The organism is Pseudomonas paralactis, assembly GCF_001439735.1.
GTDB classification, from domain to species: domain Bacteria; phylum Pseudomonadota; class Gammaproteobacteria; order Pseudomonadales; family Pseudomonadaceae; genus Aquipseudomonas; species Aquipseudomonas paralactis.
On record NZ_JYLN01000001.1, the window covers coordinates 95,916 to 119,414 of the forward strand.

The 23,499-nt window shown below is 59.3% G+C and carries 17 protein-coding genes and 4 tRNA genes; 8 read left to right on the forward strand and 13 right to left on the reverse strand.

What is annotated here, in order from left to right; translation table 11 throughout:
- Positions 1 to 9 precede the first annotated feature (9 nt).
- On the forward strand, positions 10 to 1,191 hold the full coding sequence (locus tag TX23_RS00380; protein WP_057700533.1) for an MFS transporter: 1,182 nt from the start codon (positions 10 to 12) through the stop codon (positions 1,189 to 1,191).
- Positions 1,192 to 1,309: 118 nt separating this feature from the next.
- A complete protein-coding gene (nhaA, locus tag TX23_RS00385) occupies positions 1,310 to 2,653 on the forward strand; it encodes a Na+/H+ antiporter NhaA (protein WP_057700534.1) in 1,344 nt (447 codons plus the stop codon).
- Positions 2,654 to 2,743: 90 nt separating this feature from the next.
- On the opposite strand, the gene TX23_RS00390 is transcribed toward nhaA, so the two are convergent.
- The 10 genes from TX23_RS00390 to TX23_RS00435 all read right to left on the reverse strand — a co-directional run bounded on the left by TX23_RS00390 (position 2,744) and on the right by TX23_RS00435 (position 12,161).
- Positions 2,744 to 4,618, reverse strand: a complete 1,875-nt coding sequence (locus TX23_RS00390; protein ID WP_057700535.1) for a SurA N-terminal domain-containing protein — start codon at positions 4,616 to 4,618, stop codon at positions 2,744 to 2,746.
- 231 nt (positions 4,619 to 4,849) lie between these two features.
- Positions 4,850 to 5,122 carry an HU family DNA-binding protein gene (locus TX23_RS00395; protein ID WP_057700536.1) on the reverse strand — a complete coding sequence of 91 codons (273 nt, stop codon included), beginning with the start codon at positions 5,120 to 5,122 and terminating at the stop codon, positions 4,850 to 4,852.
- 148 nt (positions 5,123 to 5,270) lie between these two features.
- Positions 5,271 to 7,667, reverse strand: coding sequence for an endopeptidase La (gene lon / locus TX23_RS00400; RefSeq protein ID WP_057700537.1), 2,397 nt, complete (start codon positions 7,665 to 7,667; stop codon positions 5,271 to 5,273).
- Between the two features lie 188 nt (positions 7,668 to 7,855).
- Complete coding sequence (gene clpX / locus TX23_RS00405; protein ID WP_003238279.1) at positions 7,856 to 9,139, reverse strand: ATP-dependent Clp protease ATP-binding subunit ClpX; 1,284 nt, start codon at positions 9,137 to 9,139, stop codon at positions 7,856 to 7,858.
- Between the two features lie 112 nt (positions 9,140 to 9,251).
- On the reverse strand, positions 9,252 to 9,887 hold the full coding sequence (gene clpP, locus TX23_RS00410; protein WP_005789297.1) for an ATP-dependent Clp endopeptidase proteolytic subunit ClpP: 636 nt from the start codon (positions 9,885 to 9,887) through the stop codon (positions 9,252 to 9,254).
- A 91-nt stretch (positions 9,888 to 9,978) separates the two neighbouring features.
- Entirely contained in the window at positions 9,979 to 11,289 is a 1,311-nt protein-coding gene (tig, locus tag TX23_RS00415) for a trigger factor (protein WP_057700538.1), read from the reverse strand.
- A 393-nt stretch (positions 11,290 to 11,682) separates the two neighbouring features.
- A tRNA-His gene (locus TX23_RS00420) sits at positions 11,683 to 11,758 on the reverse strand.
- Positions 11,759 to 11,835: 77 nt separating this feature from the next.
- Positions 11,836 to 11,920, reverse strand: a tRNA-Leu gene (locus tag TX23_RS00425).
- A 56-nt stretch (positions 11,921 to 11,976) separates the two neighbouring features.
- Positions 11,977 to 12,052 (reverse strand) — tRNA-His (locus tag TX23_RS00430).
- Positions 12,053 to 12,084: 32 nt separating this feature from the next.
- Positions 12,085 to 12,161, reverse strand: a tRNA-Arg gene (locus tag TX23_RS00435).
- Positions 12,162 to 12,436: 275 nt separating this feature from the next.
- On the opposite strand from TX23_RS00435, the gene folD reads away from it, so the two are divergent.
- Positions 12,437 to 13,291, forward strand: a complete 855-nt coding sequence (gene folD / locus TX23_RS00440; protein WP_057700539.1) for a bifunctional methylenetetrahydrofolate dehydrogenase/methenyltetrahydrofolate cyclohydrolase FolD — start codon at positions 12,437 to 12,439, stop codon at positions 13,289 to 13,291.
- Between the two features lie 208 nt (positions 13,292 to 13,499).
- Positions 13,500 to 14,420 (forward strand): D-alanyl-D-alanine endopeptidase, encoded by a 921-nt coding sequence (pbpG, locus tag TX23_RS00445; protein WP_057700540.1) that lies wholly within the window; start codon positions 13,500 to 13,502, stop codon positions 14,418 to 14,420.
- A gap of 62 nt (positions 14,421 to 14,482) precedes the next feature.
- Here the strand turns inward: pbpG and TX23_RS00450 are convergent, their stop codons facing one another.
- The gene (locus TX23_RS00450; protein WP_057700541.1) at positions 14,483 to 15,145 is read right to left on the reverse strand and encodes a peptidase C39 family protein; all 663 of its coding nucleotides are present in this window, start codon (positions 15,143 to 15,145) and stop codon (positions 14,483 to 14,485) included.
- Positions 15,146 to 15,471: 326 nt separating this feature from the next.
- Here TX23_RS00450 and TX23_RS28125 point away from each other — a divergent pair, with 326 nt between their 5' ends.
- Entirely contained in the window at positions 15,472 to 15,633 is a 162-nt protein-coding gene (locus tag TX23_RS28125; RefSeq protein ID WP_167346914.1) for a hypothetical protein, read from the forward strand.
- Here the strand turns inward: TX23_RS28125 and TX23_RS00460 are convergent.
- Positions 15,630 to 16,040 (reverse strand): PA0061/PA0062 family lipoprotein, encoded by a 411-nt coding sequence (locus TX23_RS00460; protein WP_057700543.1) that lies wholly within the window; start codon positions 16,038 to 16,040, stop codon positions 15,630 to 15,632. The genes TX23_RS28125 and TX23_RS00460 overlap by 4 nt on opposite strands.
- 203 nt (positions 16,041 to 16,243) lie before the next feature.
- Here TX23_RS00460 and TX23_RS00465 point away from each other — a divergent pair, with 203 nt between their 5' ends.
- From TX23_RS00465 to TX23_RS00475, 3 genes are read left to right on the forward strand one after another with little or no spacing between them, the layout of a single operon-like run.
- A complete protein-coding gene (locus TX23_RS00465) occupies positions 16,244 to 19,465 on the forward strand; it encodes an efflux RND transporter permease subunit (protein WP_057700544.1) in 3,222 nt (1,073 codons plus the stop codon).
- The gene (locus tag TX23_RS00470; RefSeq protein WP_057700545.1) at positions 19,455 to 20,624 is read left to right on the forward strand and encodes an efflux RND transporter periplasmic adaptor subunit; all 1,170 of its coding nucleotides are present in this window, start codon (positions 19,455 to 19,457) and stop codon (positions 20,622 to 20,624) included. The genes TX23_RS00465 and TX23_RS00470 overlap by 11 nt, the downstream gene beginning before the upstream one ends.
- The gene (locus tag TX23_RS00475; protein ID WP_057700546.1) at positions 20,608 to 22,026 is read left to right on the forward strand and encodes an efflux transporter outer membrane subunit; all 1,419 of its coding nucleotides are present in this window, start codon (positions 20,608 to 20,610) and stop codon (positions 22,024 to 22,026) included. The genes TX23_RS00470 and TX23_RS00475 overlap by 17 nt, the downstream gene beginning before the upstream one ends.
- A 172-nt stretch (positions 22,027 to 22,198) precedes the next feature.
- Here TX23_RS00475 and TX23_RS00480 read toward each other — a convergent pair whose 3' ends face one another.
- Entirely contained in the window at positions 22,199 to 23,470 is a 1,272-nt protein-coding gene (locus TX23_RS00480) for a Zn-dependent hydrolase (RefSeq protein ID WP_057700547.1), read from the reverse strand.
- Positions 23,471 to 23,499 lie beyond the last annotated feature (29 nt).

Here is a 23,499-nt window from a genome sequence, read left to right on the forward strand (position 1 = left end):
GAGACTCCCATGAACGACAACGCTTCATTGGCCGCAACGGCGCCCCTGCGTGACCCTTTGCCATTGGCAGGGTTGCTGGCCCTGGCCTCGGCCGGCTTTATCACCATCCTCACCGAGGCCATGCCCGCCGGGCTGCTGCCACAAATGAGCGAAGGGCTGGGAGTGTCGCAGGCGCTGGTCGGGCAGTTGGTAACGCTCTACGCCTTGGGCTCATTGCTCGCGGCCATCCCGCTGACATTGCTGACCCGTGGTTGGCGTCGCAGGCCCCTGCTGTTGATTGCCATTGGCGGCTTTGCCTTGGTCAACACTGTCACCGCGTTTTCCAGCCACTACGGCGTGACCCTGGTCGCGCGCTTCTTCGCGGGCGTATTCGCCGGGCTGCTGTGGGCGCTGCTGGCAGGCTACGCCAGCCGCATGGTTGCCCCTCATCTGCAGGGTCGAGCGATCGCCGTGGCCATGCTCGGCGCACCGCTGGCCTTATCCCTCGGCGTACCCGCCGGCACTTTGCTTGGCACGCTGGTCGGTTGGCGCACCAGCTTCGCCATCATGACCGGCCTGACCCTGTTATTGCTGATATGGGCGCGCTGGCAACTGCCGGATTTTGCCGGTGAACCGCCAAGCAAACGTCTGGGTTTGAATCGCGTGCTGGCCCTGCCGGGAATCCGCCCAGTGCTGTGGGTGACCTTCACCTACGTGTTGGCCCATAACATTCTCTACACCTACATCGCTCCTTTGCTGGTGCCCGCCGGCATTGGCAGCGAGATCGACCAGGTGTTACTGGTGTTCGGCTTGATGGCCCTGGTGAGCATCTGGTTGGTGGGGATGTGGATTGATCAACACCTGCGGTTGCTGACCCTCATCAGTTGCGCGATGTTCGCCGCCGCGGCCCTGCTGCTTGGTTTGTGCATCAGCTCTACGATCTGCATCTACATCAGCGTGGCGGCCTGGGGCCTGGCTTTCGGTGGCCTGCCGGCCCTGCTGCAAACTGCACTCGCCAAGTCAGCCGGCAACTCGGCCGATGCCGCACAATCGATGCTGGTCACGGTATGGAACCTGGGCATCGCCGGGGGTGGGCTGGCCGGCGGCTTGATGCTCCAGCACTGGGGCGTAGAGGCATTTGCCTGGGCCGTACTGGCGCTGATAGCGCTGGCACTGGGTGCAATGACGGGCAAGACCTTGTCCGGCCGATGACAAGTTTGTTTACAACTTATTCCTCAACTTCCTATCATCGCCCCTGGGTGCGTTGCTGCATAAGGCACGGCGCAGGTTAAAAGCCAAGCATTGGTCGGGCCGCCAATGGAGAGTTGTCGTGCCTGATAAACACCCTGCCATCCCACGCCCTCAGCGCCTGACCGAGGGCGCGCTGTCTGCCCTTGAGCGCTTTTCCCATATCGAAGCCGTGAGCGGTATCGTCCTGCTGCTGGCGGCGATCACGGCGCTGATCTGGGCCAACAGCCCCGCCGCTGCGACCTACGAGCACTTCTGGAATACGCCTATCACCCTGGGGCTGGGCGATTACAGCGTCTCGCGCTCCCTGCACTTTCTGGTCAATGACGGGCTGATGACCATCTTCTTCCTGGTGGTCGGTGCCGAGATCCGCCAGGAAATCAAAGACGGCGCCCTCGCCAACCTGAAACTGGCCACGCTGCCCTTGGGCGCTGCGCTGGGCGGTGTGCTGATGCCGGCGCTCATCTACACCTTGCTCAACCACGGCACCGTCGCCGCCAGCGGCTGGGCCGTACCCACCGCGACCGACATCGCCTTCGCCGTCGGTGTACTGGCGCTGCTGGGCAAGTCGATTCCCAGTGGTGTGCGTATCCTGTTGCTGGCCCTGGCGATCATTGATGACATCGTGGCGATCCTGATCATCGCGATCTTCTTCACTGCCAGTCTTGATTACATGGGTTTGGTGATTGCCGCAGGCGGGCTGGCGCTGGTACTGGTGTTCCAACGCATGGGCATCAGCAAGGCCGCGATCTATTTGCTGCCGGGCGCGATTGTATGGTTCGGGCTGCTCAAGACCGGCGTGCACCCGACCCTCGCCGGGGTGATTCTGGGCTTGATGACGCCGGTCAGTTCCAAACCCACCACGGAACGCCCCCTGGAAACCATCGAACGCACGTTCAACGAGCTGATGGAGCGCTTCTCGCAATCGGATGAAGGTGCGCAGCAAGTCGCCAAGCCCCTCAAACAACTGCGCGAAGCGCAACGAGAGATGTTGCCGCCGGTGCAACGTGTGCAGTCGGCATTGCATCCGTGGGTGGCCTTCGGCGTGATGCCGCTGTTCGCCCTGGCCAATGCCGGCGTGAGCCTGGACGGCTTCAACCTGGATGATCCGATGGCTCATGGCGTGTTCATGGGGGTCATCTTCGCGCTGGTGCTTGGCAAACCCCTGGGCGTGATGCTGGCCAGCCTGATGCTGGTCAAGCTCAACATCTGCAAGCTGCCGGACGGTGTGACCTGGACAGGCGTCGGCCTGGTTGGTCTGTTGGCCGGGATCGGGTTCACCATGTCGATCTTTATCTCATCGCTGGCCTTCTCCGACCCGGCCTTACTGTCGGCTGCCAAGCTCAGCGTATTGGCCGCTTCGACCCTGGCGGCGGTGATCGGTCTGAGTTGGGGCAAGCTCAAGTTTTCAGGCAAACGTACTTAACCTGTGGCGACATCCTGACTTGCCGCTTTATCGAGGGCAAAAAAAGACCCCGGCCTTTTCAGGACGGGGTCTTTTTTATTCAAGCCGGCATCAGTACTTCTTGATGTCTGCCTGGGTTTCCAGCTGCTTGCGGAACGCCGCGAAGTCCTGCTGGCCAATACGGGAAGCGAGGAAGCGGCGGTATTGCGCCTTTTCTTCGTCCGTCGGGGCTGCCGCTTCGTTGACGCCGTTCAAGCGCACAATCACCAGGCTGCCATCGCGCAGCGTCACGGTGGTGAAGGTTGGCTTGTCCTTGGCCGCAGGCTTGGGCATGCGGAACAGGGCTTGCAGCACGGCTGGGTCGATGGATTCCTGACTGCGGGTTGCCGCTTCAGTCACCTTCCAGGCCTGGCCGTCAATCGGCTGATCCAGCGCGGTTTTGCCATCACGCAGGCTGGCGATCAACTCGTCGGCATGGGCTTTGGCGGCAGCGCTCGCACGCTCCTTGGTCATCTGGGTGCGAATCGCCGCAGCGACGCTCTCAAGCGGCAGTTGGGCCGGTTTGAGGTGCTCTTTGGCACGCAACACGATGATGGTTTCCGGATCCAGCTCGATGGCGCTGCTGTTGGCACCTTCATCCAGCACTTCAGGGCTGAATGCCGCAGTGACCACGGCACGGTTGGCCGCAACACCTTCGCCACCTTCACGGCCAAACGGCGCCGAGGTGTGAACGGTCAGCTTCAGGTCAGACGCCGGCTGGGCCAGGTCGGACGCTTCGAATGCCGCATCTTCCAATTGCTTGGTCGCTTCGACAAACCGCTGCTCAACCTGCTGGGCCTTGAGCTCGCGGGTCAGCTTGTCTTTCAGGCTGGCAAACGATGGCACCTCAGGTGCTTCAACGCCCAGCAACTTGATCAAGTGCCAACCGAAGGCACTGCGCACCGGCGCCGATACCTGGTCCTGCTTCAAACCGTACAGGGCGGTTTCGAAGTCTGGATCGTAAACGCCAGGGCCGGCAAAGCCCAGGTCGCCGCCATTGTTGGCCGAACCAGGGTCCTGGGAAAACTCCTTGGCCAGGGCTTCGAACTTCTCGCCTTTGGCCAGGCGTGCCTGGATTTCTTCGATCTTGGCCTTGGCTTGCGCCTCGGTGACCTTATCGTTGACTTCGATCAGGATGTGCGCGGCACGACGCTGTTCAGCGAGGTTGGCGGTTTCCTTTTCATAGGCAGCCTGCAGTTCATCGTCCTTGACGGTGACCTGATCGAAGAAGGACGACTTCTTCAACTCCAGGTAGTCGATAACCACCTGGTCCGGGGTCATGAACTCTTTGGCGTGCTGATCGTAGTAAGCCTTGACCTCATCATCGGTGAGCTTCACCGCTGCAGGGTCCGCCTTGATGTTCACGGTGGCGAAATCGCGAGTCTGTTTTTCCAGACGGGCGAACGCCAGCACCTCGGCATCGGTGACAAAACCGCTGCCGGCGATACCTGCACGAACCTGGCCGATCAGCATTTCCTGGGTCAGCATCTGACGGAATTGCATACGGCTGTAGCCCAACTGACGGATCACCTGGTCAAAGCGTTCAGCATTGAACTTGCCATCCACCTGGAATTCCGGCGTCTGCAGGATCACCTGGTCCAAGGCCGCTTCCGAGAAGCCGAACTTGGCATCAGCAGCGCCTTGCAGCAGCAGCTTGCGGTCGATCAAGCCCTTGAGGGCCGCGTCGCGCAGCAGTTTTTCATCCAGCAGGGAAGCATCGAAATCCTTGCCCAGCTGTTGCATCAGCTGGCGACGTTGCATATCGACGGCCTGGCTCAGTTCAGTCTGGGTGATTTGTTCACCGTTGACCTTGGCCACGTCCTGCGCGTTATTACCCGAAGCCTGGAAAATGGCTTCGATACCGGTGAACGCCATCAATGCGACGATGATCCCGATAATGGTCTTGGCAATCCAGCCTTGTGAATTGTCCCTGATATTTTGCAGCATGCGTCCCCCAGAAACGGTTGAACTTCAAAAATAGGCAACCGTGGAGCGTGGGTAGAATCCGGATAGAAGAAAGGCGCATCCGAGGATGCGCCTTCTCGTAACTGGCGGAGCGGACGGGGGCTTGAATTCTCACCCCCGGCGTGGCGACCCGATGGATACGTGGGTCAGCTACCGCTCCGCGGCCAGGTCGGACGTGCGTCCGGCCCGGGTAAGCAAAGGCTTGATCGAAGCTTAGTTAACGGCTTCTTTCAGGGCTTTACCGGCTTTGAAACCTGGTTTCTTGGCAGCAGCGATTTGCAGTGCTTTGCCAGTCTGTGGGTTACGACCAGTGCGAGCTGGGCGGTCAGTCACAGAGAAAGTACCGAAGCCTACCAGTACCACGGAGTCGCCAGCCTTCAGAGCGCCAGTGACGGATTCGATTACTGCGTCCAGCGCACGGCCAGCAGCAGCTTTCGGGATATCAGCGGATACGGCGATAGCATCAATCAGTTCCGACTTGTTCACTCTAAGTCCCCTTATATATCTATTGAGTATGATTCTAAGTTTTTTGGTGAAAGCAAAAACCAGTGCTGGGTGGCCTACAGACACTTAAGAGCCGCTTTATAACAAGGGCTCTAAAAAGCTGTCAAGGAAGCCCCCAGGCTTTAACACATTAATGCGTGCTAATTCTTTCCTTGGAATCTGACTCGCGTTTTTCGTCCTTCGCGACTATCTCCGGAGCTACATCCGGCAAGGGTTCCAGCGCGTATTGCAGCGCAATTTGCAGGACCTCGTCAATCCATTTAACCGGTTTAATCTGAAGATCCTGCTTGATGTTGTCAGGAATTTCCTTCAAGTCGCGAACATTCTCTTCAGGAATGATCACCGTCTTGATTCCACCTCGGTGTGCCGCAAGCAGTTTCTCTTTCAGACCACCGATGGCCAGTACCTGACCACGCAGGGTAATTTCCCCGGTCATTGCGACATCGGCGCGCACCGGAATGCCAGTCAATGCCGACACCAGCGCCGTGCACATGCCTACGCCCGCGCTAGGGCCGTCCTTCGGAGTCGCCCCTTCCGGCATATGGATATGGGTGTCGTGCTTCTCGTGAAAGTCCAGAGGAATGCCCAGGCTTCGCGCGCGGCTACGCACCACAGTCTGCGCGGCGGTAATGGATTCGACCATTACGTCGCCCAGGGAGCCGGTTTTGATCAACTGGCCTTTGCCCGGAATCACCGCAGCTTCGATGGTGAGCAATTCGCCACCCACCTGGGTCCACGCCAGGCCAGTCACCTGCCCGACCTGATCCTGCTGCTCGGCCAGGCCGTAGCGGAATTTTTTCACACCCAGGAAGTGCTCCAGGGAGTCAGCCACCACTTTCACCGAGAAACGCTTCTCCAGGGCGTGTTCCTTGACCGCCTTGCGGCAAATCTTCGCGATCTGGCGCTCCAGGCCCCGTACGCCGGCCTCGCGGGTGTAATAACGCACGATGTCGCGGATCGCCTCGACCTCAAATTCGATCTCACCCTTCTTAAGGCCATTGGCCGAAATCTGCTTGGGCGCGAGGTATTTGACGGCGATATTGATCTTCTCGTCTTCGGTGTAACCCGGCAGACGAATCACCTCCATCCGGTCCAGCAAGGCTGGCGGAATGTTCATGGAGTTGGAGGTGCACAGGAACATTACGTCAGACAAGTCGTAGTCGACTTCCAGGTAATGGTCGTTGAAGTTGTGATTCTGCTCGGGGTCGAGTACTTCAAGCAGCGCCGAGGCAGGATCGCCACGCATATCGCTGCCCATTTTGTCGATTTCATCGAGCAGGAACAGCGGGTTGCGCACGCCCACTTTTGTCATCTTTTGAATCAATCTTCCTGGCATCGAACCGATGTAAGTACGGCGATGACCACGGATTTCCGCCTCGTCACGCACCCCGCCCAGGGCCATGCGCACAAACTTGCGGTTAGTGGCACTGGCAATCGACTCGGCCAGGGAGGTTTTACCCACACCCGGTGGGCCGACCAGGCACAACACCGGACCACGGATCTTTTTCACGCGCTTTTGCACGGCGAGGTATTCGAGGATGCGCTCTTTGACTTCTTCAAGACCGTAGTGGTCGGCATCGAGGATTTCTTCGGCGCGGGCCAGATCCAGGCGTACCTTGGTCTGGGCCTTCCACGGCACCTGCACCAGCCAATCGATGTAGGAGCGCACCACGGTGGCTTCGGCCGACATAGGCGACATCTGCTTGAGCTTGTTCAGCTCGGCAGTGGCCTTGGTCAAGGCGTCCTTTGGCAGGCCAGCGGCATCAATGCGCTTTTTCAGCTCTTCGATTTCGTTATGGCCTTCCTCGCCGTCGCCGAGTTCTTTCTGAATGGCCTTCATCTGCTCATTCAGGTAGTACTCGCGCTGGCTGCGCTCCATTTGCTTCTTCACCCGGCCACGGATGCGTTTCTCTACCTGCAACAGGTCGATTTCGCCATCCAGCAACGCCAACACATGCTCGACACGGGCCGACAGGTCGATGATTTCGAGGATGTCCTGCTTCTGCTCGATTTTCAGCGCCATGTGCGCGGCCATGGTATCGACCAGGCGGCTTGGCTCATCAATGCTGTTGAGGGAAGACAGGACTTCAGCCGGGACTTTCTTGCCCAACTGCACATACTGCTCGAACTGCGAGAGCAGGCTGCGCACAAACACTTCGGATTCGCGCTCGGCAGCTTCGACTTCTTCGATCAGTGCCACTTCGGCGCGCAGGTGGCCGTCCACCTCCATGAAACGCTCAACCGCACCACGTTGCTCGCCTTCCACCAGCACCTTGACGGTGCCATCCGGCAGCTTGAGCAGTTGCAGCACAGTGGCAATGGTGCCGACGCGATACAGGGCATCTTCACCCGGATCATCATCAGCAGGATTCTTCTGGGCCAACAGCAGGATCTGCTTGTCGCCCGTCATCGCGGCCTCGAGGGCTTCGATAGACTTCTCGCGCCCCACGAACAGCGGGATAACCATGTGCGGATAGACGACGACATCACGCAACGGCAGGAGAGGCAATTCGATGGTTGTCTTCATGATTTCGCCTCTATGACAGTTGATAAGTAAGCATGAAACCAAGATGGGGGTTACATGCAAAAAAAACAAGCTCAATGCCAGTAGTTAAACGCATGAATACACGCGAATTTAACCACCGCACCAAGAAAACGCCCCAAAAAACAAGGGGCCCCTAAAGGCCCCTTGCTTGTACCGCAGCTGCTGAACGCTTACGCGTCTGGCGCAGCCTTGGCCGTCGGCTCACTGTTTTCGTAGATATACAGTGGCTTGGACTTGCCTTCGATGACGCTTTCGTCGATCACCACTTTGCTCACCTCAGACTGCGAGGGGATTTCGTACATGGTGTCGAGCAATACGCCTTCCAGGATCGAACGCAGGCCACGTGCACCGGTTTTGCGCTCCAGTGCCCGCTTGGCCACCGATTTGAGCGCGTCGGTACGGAACTCGAGGTCCACGCCTTCCATCTCGAACAACTTGGCGTATTGCTTGGTCAGGGCGTTCTTCGGCTCGGTGAGGATCTGAATCAAAGCCGCCTCATCCAACTCGTCCAACGTCGCCAGGACCGGCAGACGGCCAACGAATTCCGGGATCAGACCGAACTTGACCAAATCGTCAGGCTCGACTTCACGCAGGGACTCGCCCACCTTCTTGCCTTCTTCCTTGCTGCGCACTTCCGCACTGAAACCAATGCCGCCACGGGTGGAGCGCTGCTGGATAACCTTCTCCAGGCCGGAGAACGCGCCGCCACAAATGAACAGGATGTTGCGCGTATCAACCTGAAGGAATTCCTGCTGCGGGTGCTTGCGGCCGCCTTGTGGCGGTACGGAAGCAACCGTGCCTTCGATCAGTTTCAACAGGGCCTGCTGCACGCCTTCACCGGAAACATCCCGGGTGATCGACGGGTTGTCGGACTTGCGCGAAATCTTGTCGATTTCGTCGATGTAGACAATACCCATCTGGGCCTTCTCTACGTCGTAGTCACATTTTTGCAGCAGCTTCTGAATGATGTTCTCGACATCTTCGCCTACATAGCCAGCCTCGGTGAGGGTGGTGGCGTCGGCGATGGTGAACGGAACGTTCAGCAGGCGAGCGAGGGTTTCCGCAAGCAAGGTTTTACCCGAGCCTGTAGGACCGATCAGCAGGATGTTGCTCTTGCCGAGCTCGACCTCGTCGCCTTTCTTGTCACGCTGGTTCAGGCGCTTGTAGTGGTTGTACACCGCTACGGCCAGAACCTTCTTTGCACGCTCCTGACCAATAACGTATTGATCAAGGATGCCGCTGATTTCTTTAGGCGATGGGAGTTTATGCGCACTGCTCTCGGCCTGGGCTTCCTGCACCTCCTCGCGGATGATGTCATTGCACAGGTCGACGCATTCGTCGCAGATAAACACCGAGGGGCCGGCAATCAATTTGCGTACTTCATGCTGGCTTTTGCCACAGAAGGAGCAATAGAGCAGCTTGCCGTTGTCCTCGCCGTTGCGGGTGTCAGTCATTCGTTCGATCCAAATCCGATAGGCTTGCAACACAAGATGAAGGCTTATGCGGGCTTTTTCAAGCCCGCCAGTGGTCGGACATGCCGACCAGCCCTATTTTGAGCGGCTTATATTAAGCGGGGCGCTTTTCGATCACTGCGTCGATCAACCCGTATTCACGGGCAGCTTCTGCGCTCATGAAATTATCACGGTTGGTATCGCGCTCGATTTCTTCCAGTGTGTGCCCGCTGTGCTTGGCCATCAGCGTGTTCAGACGCTCACGAATAAAGAGGATTTCCTTGGCATGGATTTCGATGTCCGATGCCTGGCCCTGGAAACCGCCCAATGGCTGGTGAATCATCACGCGTGAGTTAGGCAGGCAGAAACGCTTGCCTTCGGCGCCCGCTGTCAGCAGGAACGCGCCCATGCTGCAAGCCTGGCCGATACAGGTAGTCGACACATTTGGCTTGATGAACTGCATGGTGTCGTAGATCGACATCCCTGCGGTCACCGAACCACCTGGCGAGTTGATGTAAAGATGGATGTCCTTGTCCGGGTTTTCCGCTTCAAGGAACAGCAATTGCGCACAGATCAGGTTAGCCATGTAGTCCTCTACCGGGCCAACCAGAAAGATCACTCGCTCCTTGAGCAGGCGCGAGTAGATGTCGTAGGCGCGTTCGCCACGAGCGGACTGCTCGACAACCATCGGGACCAGGCCGCCAGCGGCCTGGATATCAGAGTTCTGCTGAATATAGGAATTACGGAACATGCTCTGCAGTTACTCCCAAATAGTCATGTCTTGAAAACGCATAAGCCAGCGCGAGGCTGGCTTATGGTTGAATTTCCAACGAGTTGGACAATCAGTCGGCTTGTGCTGCTTCCGCCGGTTTGACTGCTTCTTCGTAAGAGACCGCTTTATCGGTCACCTTAGCCTTCTGCAGAACAGTATCCACAACTTGTTCTTCAAGCACAACCGAACGTACTTCGTTCAGTTGCTGGTCATTCTTGTAGTACCAAGCCACGACCTGCTCAGGCTCCTGGTAGGCCGAAGCCATTTCCTGGATCATTTCGCGAACACGGTCTTCGTCAGGCTTGAGGTCGAACTGCTTGACCACTTCAGCCACGATCAGACCCAGCACAACGCGGCGCTTGGCTTGCTCTTCGAACAGCTCGGCCGGCAGTTGGTCAGGCTTGATGTTGCCACCAAACTGCTGAACAGCTTGTACGCGCAGGCGATCCACTTCGTTGGACAGCAGAGCCTTTGGCACTTCGATCGGGTTGGCGGCCAGCAGACCGTCCATGACCTGGTTCTTGACCTTGGACTTGATGGCCTGGCGCAGCTCACGCTCCATGTTCTTGCGAACTTCGGTGCGGAAACCTTCGATGCCGGTTTCCTTGATACCGAATTGAGCGAAGAACTCTTCGTTCAGCTCTGGCAGCTTAGGCTCGGAAACGCTGTTGACGGTCACGGTGAACTCGGCGGCTTTGCCGGCCAGGTCCAGGTTCTGGTAGTCCGCCGGGAATTCCAGGTTCAGAACGCGCTCTTCGCCGGCCTTGGCGCCAACCAGACCGTCTTCAAAGCCCGGGATCATGCGGTTGGAACCCAGCACCAGCTGGGTGCCCTTGGCGGAGCCGCCAGCGAACACTTCGCCGTCAACCTTGCCAACGAAATCGATGTTCAGTTGGTCTTCGTTCTGGGCAGCACGCTCGGTCACTTCAAAGCGAGTGTTCTGCTTGCGCAGGATTTCCAGCATGTTGTCCAGGTCCGAATCAGCCACTTCGGCGCTCAGACGCTCGATTTCGATACCTTCGAAACCAGCCACTTCGAATTCCGGGAACACTTCGAATACAGCAACGTATTCCAGGTCCTTGCCAGCTTCCAGAGACTTGGGTTCGATCGAAGGCGAGCCAGCCGGGTTCAGCTTTTGCTCGACAACCGCTTCGTAGAAAGAAGCCTGGATCACGTCACCTACAGCTTCCTGGCGCGCATCGGCACCAAAACGACGCTTGATTTCGCTCATCGGCACTTTGCCTGGACGGAAACCAGCGATCTTGGCCTTCTGGGCAGTCTGCTGCAGACGCTTGTTGACCGCAGTCTCGATACGCTCTGCCGGCACGGTGATGCTCATGCGGCGCTCGAGAGCAGTAGTATTTTCAACAGAAACTTGCATGGATATTCCTCGTTGCACAGACGTTAGCCGGCCATTTCCGACCCCAATCAAGGGCATGCATTCTAGTGGGTCAAACTCAAGAAGTCACCCTACTGAAAATACAGCGGAAAACAGCCGACAATTTATCGGTACGAAGGCACGGATGCACCTCGCCCCGGTGACAAATACAGCCAACTGCGCCAAGGCTCTGCACCGCCGCTTCTATATAGAAGAAGCCAGTCATTGCCCTGACGCCCGACCCTGCGGACAAGACTTGCGAACAGCACGGCATCATCGAGACACACAAATACGATGAAACACCCCGCCTTTCGACCCTGCACCTGCACTGCCGGATATACGAACCGCTAAAACCAAAAAAGGCGCCAGACTGTTAAATCTGGCGCCTTTCGAATATGGGGTGGACGAAGGGGATCGAACCCTCGACAACGGGAGTCACAATCCCGTGCTCTACCAACTGAGCTACGCCCACCATATTGCGTTAACAAAGAAACCAAACTACTTCTTTGTTGAGCCCTGCCCCGCCTGACGGCACAGCAAAGCTTTAATTGGTGCGGATGAAGAGACTCGAACTCTTACGCCTCGCGGCGCTGGAACCTAAATCCAGTGTGTCTACCAATTCCACCACATCCGCGCTTGAAGCTCTTAAAGCAAAGGCGCCAGACGATTAATCTGGCGCCTTTCAAAATATGGGGTGGACGAAGGGGATCGAACCCTCGACAACGGGAGTCACAATCCCGTGCTCTACCAACTGAGCTACGCCCACCATATAGCGCTACTTGTGCCAAAGCTGCCTAATGGCGCACCCGGCAGGACTCGAACCTGCGACCATCCGCTTAGAAGGCGGATGCTCTATCCAGCTGAGCTACGGGCGCCTTATTAATCTGTACTCTTGGAGGATTACAAACTAAGTGCTTCCAGCCTTGCAGTACAACTATTCTGCTCGACCTTCTTAACCAGTGCTAGGCTGTGCCCGACAAGTGCGACGAATAGTATAGATGCCCCGGAAACCCGTCAAATCTTTTTTGAAAAAAACTGATTTTATTTAAGGGGTTAGGGCAATTTGCAGACCAAGCGCCTTTGCCCTCGCGCCTTGGCATGCGAGAATGCGCGCACTTTTCTTCCCCCTCTCGATGGTTAATCACGCGTAATGACTGCACAACTTATCGACGGCAAATCAATCGCCGCCAGCCTGCGCCAGCAGATCGCCAAACGAGTCACCGAGCGCAGCCAGCAAGGCCTGCGCACGCCTGGCCTCGCGGTGATCCTGGTCGGCAGCGATCCTGCCTCTCAGGTTTATGTCTCGCACAAGCGTAAAGACTGTGAAGAGGTCGGCTTTATTTCCAAGGCCTACGACTTGCCTTCGGACACCACTCAACAGGCCCTGACCGACCTGATTGACAGCCTCAACGATGATCCGCAGATGGACGGCATCCTGCTGCAACTGCCACTGCCTGAGCACCTGGACGCCTCCAAACTGCTGGAGCGCATCCGCCCGGACAAAGACGTCGACGGTTTCCACCCTTATAACGTCGGCCGCCTGGCCCAACGTATCCCGCTGCTGCGCCCATGCACGCCCAAGGGCATCATGACCCTGCTGGAAAGCACCGGGATCGATTTATATGGCCTGGACGCAGTCGTGGTGGGCGCCTCCAATATCGTCGGTCGCCCGATGGCCATGGAGTTGTTGCTGGCAGGCTGCACCGTGACCGTCACCCACCGCTTCACCAAGGACCTGGCCGGCCACGTGGGCCGCGCCGACCTGGTGGTGGTCGCTGCCGGCAAACCGGGCCTGGTCAAAGGTGAGTGGATCAAGGAAGGCGCCATCGTTATCGACGTGGGCATCAACCGCCAGGACGACGGCAAGCTGGTCGGCGATGTCGTCTACGATACCGCCCTGCCCCGCGCCGGCTGGATCACCCCAGTGCCCGGCGGTGTCGGCCCGATGACCCGCGCCTGCCTGTTGGAAAATACCTTGTACGCAGCAGAAACCCTGCACGGTTAATAACCAGGCGTAATGAAAAAGCCCTGCCTTAGCGCGGGGCTTTTTATTACCTGAGAAAAAACTGTTTTTTCTTAGTTTTTAAGCACTTTCATTCGGTTCTCGAAGAACATTCGACAGTTTCTGATCCATACTCCTAAAATGTAACGTCATTTGTCATATCACCCGTTCCCGAACGGTATTTCCTTACTTTTTTAGCGAGTTCATCCGCGTGAAAATTCGTCTCTCTATTGTCGGCCTGTTTTTCGCTTTGACAGGCACCTTCGCCCACGCCGCCGAATCCACCCTGGCCCCGCGTGATGCCTCCAAGCTGCAAATCGCTTCCGGCAGCGCCATGCTGGTGGACTTGCAAACCAATAAAGTCATTTATTCCAGCAATCCTGACGTGGTGGTTCCCATCGCCTCCGTGAGCAAACTGATGACCGGCCTGATCGTCCTCGAAGCCAAGCAGAACATGGACGAGTACATCGACATCAACATCACCGACACGCCCGAGATGAAAGGCGTGTTCTCCCGAGTGAAGATCGGCAGCCAGATGCCGCGCAAGGAAATGCTGCTGATTGCGCTGATGTCCTCGGAAAACCGCGCCGCCGCGAGCCTGGCCCACCACTATCCGGGTGGCTACGCGGCGTTCATTGCGGCGATGAACGCCAAGGCCAAGTCTTTGGGTATGACCAGCACCCACTACGTGGAGCCCACCGGCCTGTCGATCCATAACGTCTCGACCGCCCGCGACCTGAGCAAGCTGCTGGCGTATGCGCGTAAATTCCCGATGCTGAGCCAGTTGAGCACCACCAAGGAAAAGACTGTGGCGTTCCGCAAGCCCAACTACACCCTGGGTTTCTCCAACACCGACCACCTGATCAACCGCGCCAATTGGGATATCAAGCTGACCAAGACCGGTTTCACCAACCAGGCCGGGCACTGCCTGGTGCTGGTCACGAGCATGGGCAACCGTCCGGTTTCGCTGGTAATTCTGGATGCCTTTGGCAAGTTCACCCATTTTGCCGATGCCAGCCGTATTCGCAGCTGGGTCGAAACCGGCAAGGGCGGGCCAGTGCCGGATGTGGCGTTGCGCTACAAGGCTGACAAGAATCTGAAAAACCGCAATGCGGTAGAAGTGCGCCGCTAACCTTCACCAACATCACTGAACACCGCGAACTAATGTGGGAGGGGCAAGCCTCTCCCTCATTTTTATTTGCGTTCTGCCAGAACCTTGAGCGCTTGGGCCGCCGCCCCTTCTTGCCCGGCCTGGGCCGTTGCATTCGCCGAATCGCGCCAGCGCTGCGCATCCACATTCGCCGGCAACTGACTCGGGCGCTGAGTCACAATCGCCCAGTGCCCCGCGCTCTTCCATGCCGACTCGAAGTCGCTGAAGCTCATGATCAGCCGGCGCTCCATGCCTGAGCGCAGCAACACCGTGCTTTTCTGCTGGTTAAAGCCCACGACGACGACATAACGCGCCCCGGACCAAAAGCTGGAGTTGATCCGTGCCATCACCGGGTAACCCGCCGCCACCTGCGCCAGCACTGCGGTCAGCTTGGCGTCCAGCGGGTACACCATCAGCCCGTATTCACGCGCCAGCACTTGCATGTTGAGTTCCAGATTCGCCTCAGCACCTGGCAGGCGCAGCGGTTTGTCCAGCAACCCCGGTGTCATGACAATGCCTTGTTGCGACAGCATGCTGGCAAGTGCCGCAGGACCGCTCTGATAAGCCTCGCTGCGAAAGGTCGGCACGCCGTTGAGCTCAACACGCTCCGGCAGGCCCGATAGCTTTGAGGGTTGGCTGGAGCAAGCTGCCAGCCCCAAGGCGACAGCCAGCAGCAAGGAAGTTTTAACGTTCGACCGTAAGCGCAATTTGGACTCTCTTGATCAACTGCCGGTAAAGGCCTCGATCATAGCCCAATCGCGCTTTCTCTATGCTGTAGGAGCGAGCTTGCTCGCGAAAAACGTCAACGATCACGCGAGCTTCCTGGATAAACGCGGTGCCTGTCAGTTTTTCGCGAGCAAGCTCGCTCCTACAGAGGGCCTTAGATCTATAGCCGACAAGGACAGTAAAGCCGTGACGATAGAACAAACGAGTTGGACAGACTCGACCATTGGTCAATAGCAGGCAACCGCCGCGTAGCTAGACTGTCCATTGAGAAGACTGTGTGTGCCCAAGTGGGCGAAAGGAGGCCAGAATGAGCCTTGCGACGACGATTTTTCTGTTGATCTGTGGTTGGCTGGCGGTGGCTGCGGCCATGTTGTGGGGGGTGATGCGTGTGACGCGCCGGCATCATCACCCCCACGTCAAACCTGCCGAGCCCGCCGAGCCTGCCAAGGCGACGGCCCATCACGCCTAGCCAGGCATGCAATTGAAGTCTTGAGTGGCGGCGATTTCCTTGCCGTGACCGTCCTTAAGGGATGCGCGCACCGTGGTGCCCAGGCTCGACTCTTCCAGCGTGTAATGCTCACCCGCCTTGAAGTGCTTGTATTCCACCCGGCCCTGGCAGTGTTGCTGGTTGTCGTCGCCCGGTTCGTCTTCAAACAAGGTCACGTCCAGCCGATGGTCACCGGGGCTGACTTCAAAGTAGCGCCCATCATCGACACGTTTACCGTCAACACGCTCGGCCATCAGGTCATTCGGCGCTTCTTCTTTCAGACCGATCCAGGCTTGGCTCGGGTCGGCTTTGGGCAACGGGCCGGCACAGGCCGACAGCAACACAACAACGCTCAGCATGGGCAGCAACAACAGGGTTTTGGGTGACATCGCAGGGCTCCAAAGGGCATCAAAAAAGACGTATCCGATGGCTGACAAGCTTGAAGAGCCGGCGTTTGTAGAACAAATGAATACAAATGAAACGATCTTCAGCCATTACCTAAATCTTCCTTCACCTGGCTGAAAGGTGCGTGTTAGGTGGGTCGGGCAAGACTGCCGGGGTTTGCAATCCTGCTCTTCTCGGAGACTCACGCATGCTCGGGCTGGTAAAGACCGCACTGCAAAAGCCGTACACCTTTATCGTGTTGGCCATATTCATCTGCATCATCGGGCCCATGGCGGCCCTGCGTACGCCCACTGATGTGTTCCCCGATATCGGCATCCCCGTGGTCGCGGTGGTGTGGCAGTACAACGGGCTGTCGCCGGACGCCATGGCCGGGCGGGTGATCTACACCTACGAACGCTCCTTGAGCACCACCGTCAATGACATCGAACATATCGAATCGCAATCGTTGCCCGGCATGGGCATCGTCAAGATCTTCTTCCAGCCCGGCGTCGATATCCGCACCGCCAACGCCCAGGTTACGGCGGTGTCGCAAACCGTGCTCAAGCAGATGCCACCGGGGATCACGCCGCCACTGATCCTTAACTACAGCGCATCCACGGTGCCGATCCTGCAAATGGCATTCTCCAGCCCGAGCCTTTCGGAAGCCAGGATCCGCGATCTGGTGCAGAACAATATCCGCCTGCCCCTGAGCGCCCTGCCCGGCCTGGCCATGCCCACGCCGATGGGCGGCAAGCAGCGTCAGATCACTCTCGACCTCGATCCCCAGGCACTGGCGGCCAAGGGCTTGTCGGCCCAGGACGTCGGTAATGCCCTGGCCTTGCAGAACCAGATCATCCCGGTGGGTACCGCCAAGCTGGGCACCAACGAATATACGATCCTGCTCAACAACAGCCCCAAGGCCATCGATGAACTCAATGATCTACCGATCAAGACGGTAGACGGCGCGATCATCACCATCGGCCAGGTCGCTCACGTGCGCGACGGTTCGCCGCCACAGACCAATATCGTGCGCGTCGACGGCCATCGCGCAGTGCTGATGCCGGCGTTGAAGAACGGCAGCATCTCGACCCTGTCGATCATCGACGGCATTCGCCAGATGCTCCCACGCATCAACGAAACCCTGCCGCCCTCGCTGAAAACCTCGCTGCTGGGCGATGCCTCGGTATTCGTCAAGCAATCGGTGGGCAGCGTGGCGCAGGAAGGCATCATTGCGGCGCTGCTCACCAGTGCGATGATCCTGCTGTTTCTCGGCAGCTGGCGCTCAACGCTGATCATCGCCGCGTCGATTCCGCTGGCGGTGCTCTCGGCCATCGCGCTGCTGGCGGTCAGCGGGCAAACCCTCAACGTGATGACCCTCGGCGGGCTGGCGTTGGCGGTGGGGATTCTGGTGGACGACGCCACGGTGACCATTGAAAACATCAACTGGCACCTGGAACAAGGCAAGGCGGTAAAAACTGCGATCCTCGACGGAGCCGCGCAAATCGTCGGCCCGGCGTTCGTCTCGCTGCTGTGCATCTGCATCGTGTTTGTGCCGATGTTTTTGCTGCAAGGCATCGCCGGTTATCTGTTCCGGCCAATGGCGCTGGCGGTGATTTTTGCCATGGCCAGTTCGTTCATTCTCTCGCGCACCCTGGTGCCGACGCTGGCGATGTTCCTGCTCAAGCCGCATACGCCGGAGCAAGGCGTGGGGCACCATCCCGAGGACGAATTCATCAACCACCATGAAGGTGAGCAACACGCGAAACCGCGCAATGGCTTGCTGCAATCGGTGCTGAATTTCCAGCAGGGTTTTGAGCGCCACTTCTCCAATATCCGTGACACCTACCATGGTTTGCTGACGCTGGCACTGAGCGCACGCAAGCGCTTTATTGTCGGCTTCCTCGCCTGCGTGCTCGCCTCATTCCTGTTGCTGCCAAGCCTGGGCCAGGACTTTTTCCCGGCCACCGATGCCGGTGCCCTGGCGCTGCACGTGCGCTTGCCGCTGGGCACGCGAATCGAGGAAAGCGCCGCTGCGTTCGATCGCATCGAAGCACGCATTCGCGAGGTCATTCCCGCAGACGAACTGGACACCATCGTCGACAACATCGGCATCCCCCTCAGCGGTATCGACATGGCCTACAGCAGCAGCGGCACCATCGGCCCCCAGGATGGCGATATTCAGGTCACCCTGAAAGAGCACCACGCCCCCACCGCCGACTACGTAAAAAAACTGCGCGAGACGCTGCCGCAAAGTTTCCCCGGCAGCCATTTCGCGTTCCTGCCGGCAGACATCAGCAGCCAGATTCTGAACTTCGGCGCACCGGCCCCGCTGGATGTGAAAATCTCCGGGCGCAATGATGCAGAAAACCGCGCTTACGCCGTAGAACTCGAACGACGCTTGCAACACGTACCGGGCATTGCCGACCTGCGTATCCAGCAGTCCACCGGTTACCCCTCGTTGCAGGTCAATGTCGATCGCCTGCGCGCCAACGGCTTGGGCATTACCGAAAAAGACGTGACCAATAGCATGGTCGCTTCCCTGGCGGGCAGCTCCCAGGTGGCGCCGACCTTCTGGCTCAACCCGGCCAATGGTGTGTCCTACTCCATCGTCGCCGCCACCCCGCAATACCGTCTCGACAGCCTGCCGTCACTGGAAGCCCTGCCGGTGACCGGTGCCGACGGCCAATCGCAAATCCTCGGTGGGGTGGCGACCATCTCCCGCGTACAGAGCCCGGCAGTGGTCACCCACTACAACATCGAGCCGACCCTGGACCTGTACGCCAACGTGCAAGGTCGCGACCTGGGCGGCGTGGCCCGTGATGTGCAAAAAGTGCTGGATGACACAGCGTCCATGCGCCCCAAAGGCGCGACCATCAGCCTGCACGGGCAGATCGATGCGCTGCACGAGGCATTCAGTGGCTTGAGCTTTGGCCTGCTTGGCGCGGTGGTGCTGATCTACCTGCTGATCGTGATCAACTTCCAGTCCTGGGCCGATCCCTTTGTGATCATCACGGCGTTACCGGCCGCACTGGCGGGGATCGTGTGGATGCTGTTCCTCAGCGGCACCTCGTTATCGGTTCCCGCCCTCACCGGCGCCATCCTGTGCATGGGCGTGGCCACCGCCAACTCGATCCTGGTGGTGAGCTTCTGCCGTGAACGCCTGGCCGAACATGGCGACGCGTTGAAAGCCGCGATGGAAGCCGGTTACACGCGCTTTCGCCCCGTATGCATGACCGCCCTGGCCATGATCATCGGCATGTTGCCGCTGGCGCTGTCCGAGGAGCAAAACGCGCCGCTGGGTCGCGCCGTTATCGGCGGCTTGATCTTCGCCACCATCGCCACCCTGTTGTTTGTACCCGTGGTCTTCAGCCTGGTCCACGGCCGTCACCCTACTCGCGCAATTGCTGGAGAAACGCCCCATGTCGTCTGATCACAAACCCTCGCGCAAGCGTCTAATGCTGATGGGTGTCGGCGGCTTGACCCTGGCCGCCCTGCTGGTCGCCAGCGGCTTGCACGCCCGCACGCTGCACGAACGATCCGTCGCTGCCTGGACCGAAACGGCGGCCATTCCCCAAGTGATGGTGTTCCAACCCCAACAGAACACGGCCGGCGATACCCTGCGCTTGCCGGCACATCTGGAAGCCTGGAGCACGGCGCCGATCCATGCGCGGGTCAGCGGATACTTGAAAGACTGGAAAGTGGATATGGGCACGCAGGTCAAGGCCGGGCAAACCCTCGCCGAAATCGACAGCCCTGACCTCGACCAGCAACTGGCGCAGACCCACGCACGGCTGATCCAGCAACAGGCCAATGCGCGCCTGGCCGCCACCACCGCCACGCGCTGGCAGCACCTGCTGGCGAGCCATTCGGTGTCGCGTCAGGAGGCCGATGAAAAAACCTCGAATGCCGCTGCTGCCACCGCCAATGCCGAGGCTGCCGCCGCTGATTACGCGCGCTTGTCAGCATTGGAAGGCTACAAGACCTTGCGCGCGCCTTTCACCGGCACCATCACTGCGCGGCATACCGATATCGGTCAGTTGATCAAGGCCGACACCGACAGCGATCTGGCGCTGTTCACCCTTGCCGACACCCACCAGTTGCGCCTGTATGTGCCGGTGCCGCAGAACTACGCGGCGGTGATTCATCCAGGCCTGGAAGCCGAGTTGACCGTGCCCGAGCACCCCGGCAAACACTTCAAGGCGCGCCTGATCGGTGACTCCACCGCTATCGACCGCCGCTCCGGCACCCTGCTCGCCCAGTTCGTCGTCGACAACCCCAGCGGCGAACTGCTGCCGGGTGACTACGCCGAAGCCAGCCTGCCGATTCCGGCCGATACCCACGGCGTGAGCATCCCGGCCAGCGCTTTGATCTTCCGCGCCCAGGGCACGCAAGTGGCGGTATTGGATGGGCAGAATCACGTGCACCTACAAGCTATCCATATCGGCCTGGACCTGGGCGAGCGCCTGGTGATCGACCAGGGTTTGAAAGCCGCCGACCAGATCATCGACAACCCGCCCGATGCCCTGCGCGAAGGCGACCCGGTGCAACTGGCCGACGCCGCCGGAGGTGCCCATGCGCCCAAGGCTTAAACCGCTTGCGGTGGTGATGCTGCTGGCGTTGCAGGGTTGCTCCATGGCACCGACCTACACCGCGCCGGCGATTGGCCTGCCCGCTCACTACCGCGAGCAGACCAGCGACGGCCCATGGCACAGCGCGCAACCGTCGGATCAACTGGCGCCCCAATGGTGGCAGCTCTATAACGATCCAACCTTGGATAAGCTGCAACAGCAACTGCTCAACGACAACCCGGACCTGGCTGCAGCACTGGCGCACTTCGATGCGTCCCAGGCGTATGCCAGTCAGTTGCACGCTGGGCTGTTCCCGCAGATCAGCGCCAGCGCACAACCACTGCGCCAGCGCCAATCGGACGCGAGACCCTTGCGCGGTACGACGCAGCCGTCGGTTTACAACAGCAATACCGCCGGGTTTTCGTTGAGCTACGACCTGGACCTGTGGGGCAAGATCCGCAATCAGGTCGCAGCCGGCGACGCCCAGGCACAGGCGTCCAGCGATGATTTGGCGGTGGCGCGCCTGAGCCTGCAACGGCAGTTGGCGACGTTGTATGTGCAGCTCAATGGCCTGGATGCGCAGAGCCGGATACTCGACAGCTCACTGGCGGACTTCAGCCAGGCGCTGCAACTGACGCGCAGTCGCTACGAAGGCCAGATTGCCTCGGAGCTGGACCTGACCCGTGCACAAAATCAACTGGCAGAGGCAAAGGCGCAACTGGATGAAGTGCGCGGGCAACGCAACCTGACCGAGCACGCAATCGGCGCGTTGGTGGGCGTGGCGGCCAGCGATTTTTCATTGCCGCCCAGCCCGCAGTTGCTGGCCTTGCCCAGGATTCCCTCGCAGTTGCCAAGCCACTTGCTGCAACGTCGCCCGGACGTTGCCGCGGCTGAACGCCGGGTGTTTGCCGCCAACGCAAATATCGGCGTAGCCAAGGCAGCGTGGTACCCGGATTTCAGCCTGACCGGGTTGATAGGAGGGCAGACGCAAGGCGCAGGTAATCTGCTGTCAGCGAGTAATCGCTATTGGGCGTTGGGGCCGTTGGTGAACTTGCCGATCTTTGATGGCGGGCGGTTGAGTGCCAATGAGCGCCAAGCCAAGGCCGAGTTTGAAGAGGCGTCCGCGCAGTACCGTAGCCATGTGTTGCAAGCCGTGCGAGAGGTAGAAGACAACCTGGCGCAACTGAGGGACTTGCAGCAGCAAGCCCAGGATGAACAGGCGGCAGCGCAGGCGGCGCAACATACCCAGGCGTTGGCAATGAACAGCTACCAGGCGGGGGCGGTGAGTTATCTGGATGTGGTCACCGCACAGACAGCGGCGCTACAGGCGCAGCGGACATTACAGGCCGTGCAGACGCGGCAGTTGCTGGCGAGTGTGGGGCTTGTGACCGCACTCGGCGGTGGCTGGCAACCTGGCGCCTGAGCTCACCACCGCCATCGGGGGCAAGCCCCCTCCCACATTGGTTCTGCGCTAGACACATAATGTATGAACAACGCGGCCCCCTGTGGGAGGGGGCTTGCTCCCGATAGCGGCGGGTCAGCTACAGATAAATTGACTGACACACCGTCATCGGGAGCAAGCCCCCTCCCACATTTCAACCGCTGGCGATAGCTGCTGAAGCTGCCACCATGGCACGCAACAACACCGCACACCCCGCCGCCAGATCATCCGGCGCGGCATTTTCGATCTCGTTATGGCTGATGCCACCTTCACACGGCACGAAGATCATCCCCGCCGGGCCAAGCTCGGCGACGAAGATTGCGTCGTGCCCTGCCCCGCTGACAATATCCATGTTCGACAGGCCCAACCCATTGGCCGCATCGCGCACGGCGTCGACGCAGCCTTTGTCAAAGTACAGCGGCGGAAAGTCGGCGGTGGGTTCCATTTCGTAACTCAGGCCATGCTTGGCGCAGGTGTCTTCAATCACCTGGCGCACCTGGGCAATCATCGAGTCCAGTCGAGCCGGCTCCAAATGGCGGAAATCCAGGGTCATGCGTACCTCACCCGGAATCACGTTGCGCGATCCTGGATACGCCTGCAGGCAACCCACCGTGCCACAGGCGTGCGGCTGATGCCCCAGCGCCGCCGCATTCACCGCCGCCACCACAGCTGCCGCGCCCACCAGGGCATCCTTGCGCAGGTGCATAGGCGTTGGGCCTGCATGGGCTTCAACGCCGCGCAGTTTCAGGTCGAACCATTTCTGCCCGAGGGCGCCGAGGACCACGCCGATGGTTTTCTTTTCATCCTCAAGAATCGGCCCTTGCTCGATGTGCGCCTCGAAATAGGCGCCAACCTTATGCCCACTCTCGGGGCGCGTCCCGGCATAGCCGATGGCATTCAACGCATCACCGACGCTGACGCCGTCCGCATCGACCTTGGCCAGGGTATCGGCCAGGCTGAATTTTTCGGCGAACACCCCGGAACCCATCATGCACGGTGGAAACCGCGAGCCTTCTTCGTTGGTCCACACCACCACTTCCAGCGGCGCCTCGGTTTCAATCTTGAGATCGTTAAGGGTGCGCAGCACTTCCACACCGGCCAGTACACCGAAGCAACCGTCGAACTTGCCGCCGGTGGGCTGGGTATCGATATGACTGCCGGTCATCACCGGCGGCAGCTCCGCATTACGCCCGGGGCGACGGGCGAAGATATTGCCGATACCGTCGATGGTCACGGTGCAGCCGGCGTCCTCGCACCACTGCACGAAGAGATCACGGGCCTTGCGGTCAAGGTCGGTAAGCGCCAGGCGACACACCCCGCCCTTGGGGGTGGCGCCGAGCTTGGCCAGGTCCATCAGCGACTGCCACAGGCGGTCGCGGTTGATGTGCTGATGGGTCGATTGCAGAACGTCGAGGGCAGCGTTCATGGGGATCTCCTCAGGCTGTATTTCTTATG